The 9,438-nt window shown below is 72.0% G+C and carries 9 protein-coding genes; 2 read left to right on the top strand and 7 right to left on the bottom strand.

Features of this window, described 5'->3' with window-relative positions:
* On the bottom strand, window positions 1-898 hold an 898-nt coding region (locus tag AB0O67_RS34435; protein WP_365459048.1), incomplete at its 3' end, for an ATP-binding cassette domain-containing protein.
* A gap of 85 nt (window positions 899-983) precedes the next feature.
* On the opposite strand from AB0O67_RS34435, the gene AB0O67_RS34430 reads away from it, so the two are divergent.
* The gene (locus AB0O67_RS34430; RefSeq protein ID WP_365459045.1) at window positions 984-1,226 is read left to right on the top strand and encodes an alpha-L-rhamnosidase C-terminal domain-containing protein; all 243 of its coding nucleotides are present in this window, start codon (window positions 984-986) and stop codon (window positions 1,224-1,226) included.
* Here the strand turns inward: AB0O67_RS34430 and AB0O67_RS34425 are convergent.
* The 6 genes from AB0O67_RS34425 to rhaI form a co-directional block, all read right to left on the bottom strand.
* The gene (locus AB0O67_RS34425) at window positions 1,216-1,884 is read right to left on the bottom strand and encodes a lactate utilization protein C (protein ID WP_365459042.1); all 669 of its coding nucleotides are present in this window, start codon (window positions 1,882-1,884) and stop codon (window positions 1,216-1,218) included. The genes AB0O67_RS34430 and AB0O67_RS34425 overlap by 11 nt on opposite strands.
* Entirely contained in the window at window positions 1,881-3,365 is a 1,485-nt protein-coding gene (locus tag AB0O67_RS34420; RefSeq protein ID WP_365459039.1) for a lactate utilization protein B, read from the bottom strand. Before AB0O67_RS34420 ends, AB0O67_RS34425 begins: the two co-directional genes overlap by 4 nt.
* Window positions 3,362-4,117 carry a (Fe-S)-binding protein gene (locus AB0O67_RS34415; protein ID WP_365459036.1) on the bottom strand — a complete coding sequence of 252 codons (756 nt, stop codon included), beginning with the start codon at window positions 4,115-4,117 and terminating at the stop codon, window positions 3,362-3,364. Before AB0O67_RS34415 ends, AB0O67_RS34420 begins: the two co-directional genes overlap by 4 nt.
* A gap of 71 nt (window positions 4,118-4,188) precedes the next feature.
* Window positions 4,189-5,625: a rhamnulokinase family protein gene (locus AB0O67_RS34410; protein ID WP_365459033.1), complete on the bottom strand. Its 1,437-nt coding sequence runs from the start codon at window positions 5,623-5,625 to the stop codon at window positions 4,189-4,191.
* Between the two features lie 8 nt (window positions 5,626-5,633).
* Window positions 5,634-7,673 carry a bifunctional aldolase/short-chain dehydrogenase gene (locus tag AB0O67_RS34405; protein WP_365459030.1) on the bottom strand — a complete coding sequence of 680 codons (2,040 nt, stop codon included), beginning with the start codon at window positions 7,671-7,673 and terminating at the stop codon, window positions 5,634-5,636.
* A gap of 116 nt (window positions 7,674-7,789) precedes the next feature.
* Window positions 7,790-8,956, bottom strand: coding sequence for an L-rhamnose isomerase (gene rhaI, locus AB0O67_RS34400; protein WP_365459027.1), 1,167 nt, complete (start codon window positions 8,954-8,956; stop codon window positions 7,790-7,792).
* 262 nt (window positions 8,957-9,218) lie between these two features.
* Here rhaI and AB0O67_RS34395 point away from each other — a divergent pair.
* On the top strand, window positions 9,219-9,438 hold a 220-nt coding region (locus AB0O67_RS34395; protein WP_365459024.1), incomplete at its 3' end, for an ATP-binding cassette domain-containing protein.

The raw sequence follows: 9,438 nt of genomic DNA, 5'->3' as shown, positions 1-9,438 counted from the left end.
CGTCCAGCGCGACCCAGCCGTGCAGGTCGCCGCGCGCGTCCAGGACCACCGCCCACCGGGCCCCCTCCGCCCGCAGCCGCCGCGCCGCCCGGCCGGACGGCTCGTCCAGGTGCGCGACGGGCGGCTGTTCCAGATCGCCGGGCTCGATCGCGGTCACCGACAGCCGCTTCAGCCCCCGGTCGGCGCCGACGAACTCGGCGACGTACGGCGACGCCGGTGTGCCCAGCACCGCTCCAGGCGTGTCGAACTGCTCGATCCGCCCCTGCCCGTACACGGCGATCCGGTCACCGAGCCGCACCGCCTCCTCGATGTCGTGCGTGACCATCAGCACCGTCTTGCGCACCGCGGCCTGCATCCGCAGGAACTCGTCCTGCAACTGCTCCCGCACCACCGGGTCGACCGCCCCGAACGGCTCGTCCATCAACAGCACCGGCGGGTCCGCCGCCAGCGCCCGTGCCACCCCGACCCGCTGCCGCTGGCCGCCCGACAGCTGATGCGGATAGCGCGACCCGTACGTATTCGGATCCAGCCCGACCAGTTCGAGCAGTTCCGCTGCCCGCGTCCGTGCCTTCGTCCGCCTCCAGCCGACCAGTGACGGCACGGTCGCCGTGTTGTCGAGGACGGTGCGGTGCGGGAAGAGGCCGACCTGTTGGATGACGTAGCCGATGCGCCGCCGTAGCCGCACCGGATCGACCGAGGCGATGTCCTCGCCGTCCACCAGGATCCGGCCCGAGGACGGCTCGATCAGCCGGTTCACCATCATCATGGTCGTCGTCTTGCCGCAGCCCGACGGGCCCACCAGCGTGACGAGTTCGCCCTCGGCCACCTCGAAGGAGAGCTCGTCCACCGCGGTCGTGCCGTCCGGGTACCGCTTGGTGACCTGCTCGAACCGGATCATGACCTCACGCTAGCCGTGGCCCCCGCAGCGCGCTCCTCCGTGCGGACCGGCACCTGCCGAATGGCTGACTCCGCTTTTGGACGGGGTGTCCGCCTCACACCTGTCGCCGTACGGCGAGATCGTCAGCGCCTGGACGGCGGTCGGCCGCCGCCTGGCATACCGGGCCGCCGTGCCCGCCGACAGCACGGCGACCCTGCGCATCCCGGCCGCCGATCGGGCCTCCGTCCGAGAGGGCAGGACCCCCTCTCCCGCGTCCGCGGCGTGGAGTTCCTGGACTTCACGGACGGCATCGCCTCCTACCGGCGCCCGTCCGGGCGCTACGAGGTGACGTCGGTGCTCGCCTGATCGCCCACCAGCACCACCTCCAGGGTGCGCGGACCGTGCACCCCCTCGACCCGGTCCAGTTCGATGTCGCTGGTCGCCGAGGGACCGGAGATCCACGTCAGCGGACGGACCGGGTCGAGGCGTTCGAGGGCTTGCGGGACGGAGGCCACGACCTGGTCGGGAACGCGTACGACGCAGATGTGGTGGTCCGGTACGAGCGTGATGCGGCGGCGGCCCTGGTCGGGGCCGCCGTCCAGGACGAGGGTGCCGGTCTCGGCGATGGCCAGCGCGCAGCCGGTGACCACGCTGCCGACCTTGTCCAGCTCGTGCGGTGTGCTCACGGCGCGGTCGTGCACACGGGTGGCATCGGCCGCGGACATCCACTCGGGCGGCAGCCCGGGTGGCACGAGCACGTACCGCGGTCCCCGCTCGGCCAGCAGCCGCATGATCAGGTACGGCAGTTCCTCCTCGTCCGTGCGGTGCACGATCGCCCGGTAGTCCGCCAGGTTCTCGGCCAGCAGATCCACCGTCCGCCCCGCGTCGCGCTCGCCGTGCTCGCGCAGATAGTCCCGCGGAACCGCCAACTCGTACGGCGTGCCGTCCTGCCCGACGTCCGCCAGCGCGCGCCGCACCCGGCCCAGGATCCGGTCCCTGCTGCTCACTTCGCCCCGTCCCTTCCGCTGCCGCCGTGCGTGCGCAGCCACCAGTCCCGGAACGGCTCCGCCGGCACCGTCGGCAGATCCCGGGTCCCGCTCCACGCGCCGCCCGGCCCCGGGAGGGTGCGCGGATGGAAGCGCCGGGTGCGCGAGGCGAGCCGCTGACCGGTGCGCAGGACGCCGGGGTGGGCGAACGCCCAGCGGGCCGCCCGCATCGCCGCCCGTTCGGCGGCATGCCCCTTGGCCGGTTTGAGCACGACCTTGTTGCCGCCGCGGACCACCGGGCCGCCCGCCACCACCCGCTCCCGCAGATGCACCAGCACCTCGGGGATGTCGATGGCCACCGGGCAGACGTCGTAGCAGGCCCCGCACAGCGAGGACGCGTACGGCAGCGAGGCGTCGATCTCGCTCGCCGTGCCCCGCAGCTGGGGGCTGAGGATGGCGCCGATCGGGCCCGGGTAGACCGAGCCGTACGCGTGACCGCCCGCCCGCTCGTAGACAGGGCACACGTTGAGACACGCCGAGCACCGGATGCAGCGCAGGGCCTGGCGGCCGACCTCGTCGGCGAGCGTGTCGGTCCGGCCGTTGTCGAGCAGGACCAGATGGAAGGCGCGCGGGCCGTCCCCGTCCGTCGTGCCGGTCCACATGCTGGTGTACGGGTTCATGCGCTCGGCCGTCGAGGACCGGGGCAGGGTCTGCAGGAACACCTCCAGGTCCCGCCAGGTCGGCACGAGCTTCTCGATGCCGACGACCGAGATCAGCGTCTCGGGGAGGGTGAGGCACATCCGACCGTTGCCCTCGGACTCGACGACCACCAGCGTGCCCGTCTCGGCGACCATGAAGTTGGCGCCGGAGACGCCGACCTTGGCCCGCAGGAACTTCTCCCGCAGGTGCAGCCGGGCGGCCTCGGCCAGTTCGGCGGGCGTGTCGCTGAGGCCGTCGGGCGCCGGGCGGCCCCACTTCGCCATCTCGTGGGCGAAGATGTCCCGGATCTCACCGCGGTTGCGGTGGATCGCCGGGACCAGGATGTGCGAGGGCCGGTCCTCGCCAAGCTGCACGATCAGCTCGGCGAGATCCGTCTCGTACGCCCGGATGCCCTCCGCCTCCAGCGCCTCGTTGAGCCCGATCTCCTGCGTGGCCATCGACTTGACCTTGACGACCTCGGACTCGCCTGTCTTCTTGACCAGGCCGGCGACGATCCGGTTGGCCTCGTCGGCGTCGACGGCCCAGTGGACGGTGCCGCCCGCCGCCGTCACCGCCTCCTCCAACTGCACCAGATAGCGGTCGAGGTGACGCAGCGTGTGGTCCTTGATCCGCCGTCCCGCCTCGCGCAGTTGCGCCCAGTCCGAGACCTCGGCAACCGCTTTCTCGCGTTTGGCGCGGATGGTGTGCGTGGCGTGCCGCAGATTGCCGCGCAGGGTGGGATTGCGCACCGCCTCGTGCGCGGCCGCCGGAAAGGCCGGCATGCCGACAAACGTCCCGCTCACAGTGCCGGTTCCTCCTCCGTGCTCGCCAGGATCTCCGCGATGTGGACCGGCCGCATCCCGGTGCCGAGGCGGGTCATGGTGCCGCCGATGTGCATCAGACAGGAGTTGTCCGCCGCGCACAGCACCCCTGCGCCCGTCGACTCGGCGTTGCGCACCTTGTCGGCGCCCATGGCCGCCGAGACGTCGGCGTTCTTGAGCGCGAAGGTGCCGCCGAAACCGCAGCACTCGTCCGCGCCCGGCAACTCGACCAGCTCCAGTCCCTTCACCGCCTCCAGCAGCCTGCGCGGCCGGTCACCCAGACGCAGCCCGCGCAGCCCGTGACAGGTGGGGTGGTACGTCACCCGGTGCGGGTAGTGCGCCCCCACGTCCGTCACCCCCAGCACATCCACCAGGAACTCGGTGAGTTCGTACGTCTTGTGCACCACCGGCGCAAGCGCGGTCGCCAGCGTGCTCCCACGCCCCTCGGCGCGGGCCCGCGCACCGATCCGTGGATACAGCTCCCGCACCATCGCCCCGCACGACCCGGACGGCGTCACGATCGCCTCATACTCCCCGAAGACATCGGAGAAATGCCGGGCCAGCGGCTCCGCCTCACGCCGGTAGCCCGTGTTGTAGTGGGCCTGCCCGCAGCAGGTCTGGGCCATCGGGAAGTCGACCTCGACGCCCAGTCTGGTCAGCAGTTTCACCACGGCGCGCCCCGTGTCCGGATAGAGCGTGTCGTTGACACAGGTCAGGAACAGGGCGACACGCATCGCGGCTCCTTGGGGTTGGTCATCCGATGAGTGCAGGGTAGTGCGGCGGCGCGGTCCGGGGGAGACCCCGCTCACCCTCCGGCGAGCCGGGCCCCGGCCGCCCGCCAGGGTGCCCGGTCGCCACGCGGTTCGTAGCGGGTGAGCGGCTGGGTGCGGGACAGCAGTCGCCGCATGTCCGTCCGGTCGCCGACGAGTCCGTGGGCCCGCGCCTGCACCAGCACGTTCCCGAGGGCCGCCGCCTCCGTCGGGCCCGCCACCACCGGCAGCCCACAGGCGTCGGCGGTCAGCTGGCACAGCAACGCGTTGCGCACTCCGCCGCCCACCACATGGACGACGTCCACGGCGTGACCCGCGAGCCGCTGGGCGTCCTCGACCGCCCGCCGGTGGGCGAGGGCGAGCGAGTCGAGGATGCAGCGCGTGACCTCAGCCGGCGACCCGGGTACCGGCTGCCCGGAGGCACGGCACGCCTCGGCGATCCGCTCCGGCATCCGCCCCGGCGCGAGAAACGCCGCGTCCCCCGCGTCCACCACCGAGCGCAGTCCCGGTACGGCGGCCGCGGCCCGCAGCAACTCGTCGAGATCCGGCTCGCCCCAGGCCCGCACGCACTCCTGGAGCAGCCACAGGCCCATGATGTTGCGCAGGTAGCGCACCGTGCCGTCCAGCCCCAGCTCGTTGGTGAAGTTGGCGGCCCGGCTCTCCTCCGTCACCACCGGGGCGTCCAGCTCCAGTCCGGCCAGTGACCAGGTGCCGGTGCAGATGTAGGCGAAGCGCTCCCCGGCCGCCGGTACGGCGGCCACCGCGGACGCCGTGTCGTGCGAGGCGACCGCGGTCACCGGAACGGGACCCTCCAGCCCCGTCTCCTCCAGCACCTCGGGGCGCAGCACCCCCGCGGGGTCGCCCGGCCGGCGCAGCGGCGCGAACAGGCCCAGGTCGACCCCGAGCCGCGCGGCCACCGGGTACGACCAGTCCCGCGTCCCCGGATCGACGAGCTGGGTGGTGGAGGCGTTGGTGAGCTCGGTGCCCTGCTCCCCGGTGAGCCAGTACGACAGCAGGTCGGGAATCAGCAACAGGCGTTCCGCCCGGTCGAGGTGCCCGGCCGAACGGGCGGCGGTGAGCTGGTACAGCGTGTTGAAGGGGGCGTACTGCACTCCGGTCGCCGCGTACAGCTCGGCGGCCGGTACGTCCGCCCACACCTTCTCGGCGACGCCCTCGGTGCGCCCGTCCCGGTAGTGCACGGGATTGCCGAGCAGCGCGCCGTCGGCGTCCAGCAGCCCGTAGTCCACGGCCCAGCTGTCGATGCCGACGGAGTCGACCCGTCCCGCCGCCCGCAGTCCGTCGAGGACACCGGCGTACAGCCCGAGCACGTTCCAGCGCAGCCCTTCCGGCACCCGCACCGGCCGGTTGGCGAATCGGTGCGCCTCGGTCAGCTCCAGCTCGTGCCGTCCGACGCGGCCGACCATGACGCGCCCGCTGGACGCGCCGAGGTCGACCGCGGCGAACGACGTCATGGCGCTGCTCACCGCAGGAACGCGGCGGCCACGCCGGCGTCGACCGGGATGTGCAGCCCCGTGGTGTGCGTCAGCTCCCCGCCGGTGAGCGCGAACACGGCGGCCGCCACATGCTCCGGCAGCACCTCGCGCTTGAGGATCGTCCGCTGGGCGTAGAACTCCCCGAGCTTCTCCTCCGGCACTCCGTACACGGCCGCCCGCTGGGCTCCCCAGCCGCCCGCGAAGATCCCCGAACCGCGCACGACGCCGTCCGGGTTGACGCCGTTGACCCGGATCCCTTGTTCGCCCAACTCGGCTGCCAGCAGGCGCACTTGATGAGCCTGGTCGGCCTTGGTGGCGGAGTAGGCGATGTTGTTGGGCCCCGCGAACACGGCGTTCTTGGAGGCGATGTAGACGATGTCGCCGCCCAGCCCCTGTGCGGTCATCACCCGCGCCGCCTCCCGCGAGACGAGGAAGGAGCCGCGCGCCATGACGGCGTGCTGGAGGTCCCAGTCCCCGGCCGAAGTCTCCAGCAGCGGCTTGGAGATGGAGATGCCCGCGTTGTTCACCACGAGGTCGACACCGCCGAAGGCGAGCAGCGCGGCCTGGAACGCCTCGGCGATCTGCTCCTCGGAGGTCACGTCGACGGTCACGGCGACGGCCTTGTCGCAGCCGCCCAGTTCCTCGGCGACCCGGGCGGCGTTGCCGGAGTCGAGGTCCGCCACCACGACGCACGCGCCCTCGGCCACCAGCCGGTGTGCGATCGCCCTGCCGATCCCGCTGCCCGCCCCGGTCACCAGCGCCACCCGCGTGGCGAGCGCCTTGGGCTTCGGCATCCGCCGGAGCTTGGCCTCCTCCAGCGCCCAGTACTCGATACGGAACTTCTCCGACTTCTCGATCGGCGCGTACGACGACACGGCCTCCGCCCCGCGCATCACGTTCACGGCGTTGACGTAGAACTCGCCGGCGACCCGGGCCGTCTGCTTGTCCTTGCCGAAGCTGAACATGCCCACACCCGGCACCAGCACGACGGCGGGGTCGGCGCCGCGCATGGCGGGGGAGTCGGGCAGGGCGTGCCGCGCGTAGTAGGCGGCGTACTCCTCTCGATAGACGGCGTGCAGCTCCCGCAGCCGCGCGACCGTCTCGTCGAGCGGAGCCGCCGGCGGCAAATCGAGGACCAGCGGCCGGACCTTGGTGCGCAGGAAGTGGTCCGGGCAGGACGTGCCGAGCGCGGCGAGCCGCGGATGCTCGGCGCGCGCGAGGAAGTCGAGCACGACGTCCGAGTCGTCGAAGTGCCCCACCTGCGGCCGGTCCTGCGAGGCGAGGGCACGGACGTACGGCGCCAGCGCGGCCGCCCGCTCCCGCCGCTCGGCCTCCGGCAGCGCCTCGTACCCCTCGACGACCGCCCCGAACGGCTCGGGCCTGCCCCGCTCGGCGAGGAACGCCTCCGCGGTCCGGATGATGTGCAGCGAGTTCCGCTCGCACTCCTCGGCGGTGTCGCCCCAGGCGGTGATGCCGTGCCCGCCCAGGATCACGCCGACCGCCCGCGGACTGGCGGCCTTGACGGCGGCGATGTCCAGCCCGAGCTGGAAGCCGGGCCGCCGCCACGGCACCCACACCACGCTGTCCCCGAAACACTCGGCGGTCAGCTTCTCCCCGTCCGCCGCACAGGCCAGCGCGATCCCGGAGTCGGGGTGCAGATGATCGACGTGGGCGCAGTCCACGAGCCCGTGCATCGCCGTGTCGATGGAGGGCGCGGCGCCCCCCCTGCCGTGCAGGCAGTAGTCGAACGCGGAGACCATCTCGTCCTCCCGCTCGACCCCGGGGTACACCTCCACGAGCGCCCGCAGCCGGTCAAGCCGCAGCACCGCCAGCCCCGCCTCGGTGAGCGTCCCGAGATCCCCGCCGGACCCCTTGACCCACATCAGCTCGACATCACCCCCGGTCACGGGATCGGTGGCGGTGCCTTTGGCGGAGGCGTTGCCCCCGGCGTAGTTGGTGTTCCGGGGATCGGAGCCGAGCCGATGGGAACGGGCGAGCAGGTCGGCGGCCTCGGGGTGGGTCGACATGGATGTGCGGTCCTTTCAGGAGGAGGTGCGGGTGTGGTGCCTTGCAGGGGCGCGGGGAACTGCGCGACCGGCGACACACGGCCCGCACCCCGCGGAGAACAGAACCCGGCGGACGCTCACGCGCCCCAACCGGCCTGCCGCCCACCGACCCGCTCGGCGACGATCTTCTCGGCCCACCCGGACCGGGCGTACGCGGCCAGCGGCTCGGCGTCCAGTCCCATCTCGCCCCGCACCTCACGAAGCAACGGCCGCACATCCGTGTTGTAGGCGTCCATCAGCACGGCATTGGCCCCGAGCACATCCCCGTCCCGCTGAGCCGCGGTCAGCGCCCCCCGGTCGACCAGCAGGGCCTTGGCCGTGGCCTCCTGCACGTTCATCACCGAGCGGATGATCGCCGGGATCTTCGCCTCGATGTTGTGACACTGGTCGAGCATGAACGCGACCCCGGACCCGGCGCCGAACCCGCCCCCACGCACGACCTCGTACATGATCCGGAACAGCTGGAACGGATCCGCCGCCCCCACCATCAGGTCGTCGTCCGCGTAGAAGCGGGAGTTGAAGTCGAATCCCCCGAGTTTCCCCTCCCGCAGCAGCGTCGCCACGATGAACTCGATGTTGGTTCCCGGCGCGTGATGCCCCGTGTCGACCACGACCTGCGCCTTCGGGCCGAGCTTCAGGCAGTGCGCGTACGCCGTCCCCCAGTCCGGCACGTCCGTCGTGTAGAACGCCGGCTCGAAGAGCTTGTACTCCAGCAGCATCCGCTGCCCCTCGCCCAGCCGCCCGTACACCTCGGCCAGCCCCTCCGCCAGCCGGTCCTGCCGCTCGCGCACGTCGTCCTGCCCGGGATAGTTCGTCCCGTCCGCGAACCACAGCTTCAGGTCCCGTGACCCGGTCGCGTCCATGATGTCGACGCACTCCAGCAGGTGATCGACCGCCTTGCGCCGCACCGCGGCGTCCGGGTGGCAGATGCTGCCGAGCCGGTAGTCGTCGTCCTGGAAGGTGTTGGAGTTGATCGCGCCCAGTTTCACCCCGCGCTCCCCGGCGTGCTTCGCCAGCGCCGCGTAGTCGTCGACCCGGTCCCACGGGATGTGCAGGGCGACGGTGGGGGCGACACCGGTGAACTCGTGCACCTTCGCCGCGTCGTCCAGTTTCTCGCGCGGATCGCGGGGCACGCCCTGCTGCGCGAACACCTTGAACCGGGTCCCCGAATTGCCGTACGCCCACGACGGCGTCTCGACTGCCTGGGTCTTGAGCGCGGCCTTCACCGCGGCGAGATCGCTCACTGCTGGGCTCCTGTTGCGTCACGACATGATGAAACGATTCAGGCCCGCAAGCTATGAGCCCCGCGAAGGGGTGTCAAGCGGTCCGGCCGAGCCTTTCTCCGTGATCCAGCAGTGACCATCGGCTATCCGAAAACTTTTCGACCCCCGCCCATTGACGTGACATGCCTGGCCCGCCTAACGTCCCGGCAATCCAGTTGAAACCTTTCACGACGCAGACCGGGCCGCCTCGCCGCCCGCGCGCCGCGTCGTCGAGGAGCCCCTCATGACCCACCCGTCCGACACGGGGCCGGCCCCGGTAGTGGCGCTCAAGGGCATCTCCAAGTCCTTCGGCGCGGTACGCGCCCTGCGGGACGTGTCCCTGGAGCTGTTCCCCGGAGAGGTGCACGCTCTCGCCGGTGAGAACGGCGCGGGCAAGTCGACCCTCATCAAGACGCTCGCCGGCGTGCACCGGCCGGACGCCGGCCAGGTGCTGCTGGACGGCG

Source organism: Streptomyces sp. NPDC086077 (assembly GCF_040686175.1).
Taxonomy (GTDB): Bacteria; Actinomycetota; Actinomycetes; order Streptomycetales; family Streptomycetaceae; genus Streptomyces.
This window is presented reverse-complemented; position numbering and strand designations above follow the sequence as displayed.

Excerpts from the sequence above, each read along its gene's own strand:
- AB0O67_RS34415 (WP_365459036.1), bottom strand. The coding sequence starts at position 4,117 with ATGCGTGTCGCCCTGTTCCTGACCTGTGTCAACGACACGCTCTATCCG.
- AB0O67_RS34410 (WP_365459033.1), bottom strand. The coding sequence starts at position 5,625 with ATGACGTCGTTCGCCGCGGTCGACCTCGGCGCGTCCAGCGGGCGCGTC.
- AB0O67_RS34405 (WP_365459030.1), bottom strand. The coding sequence starts at position 7,673 with ATGTCGACCCACCCCGAGGCCGCCGACCTGCTCGCCCGTTCCCATCGG.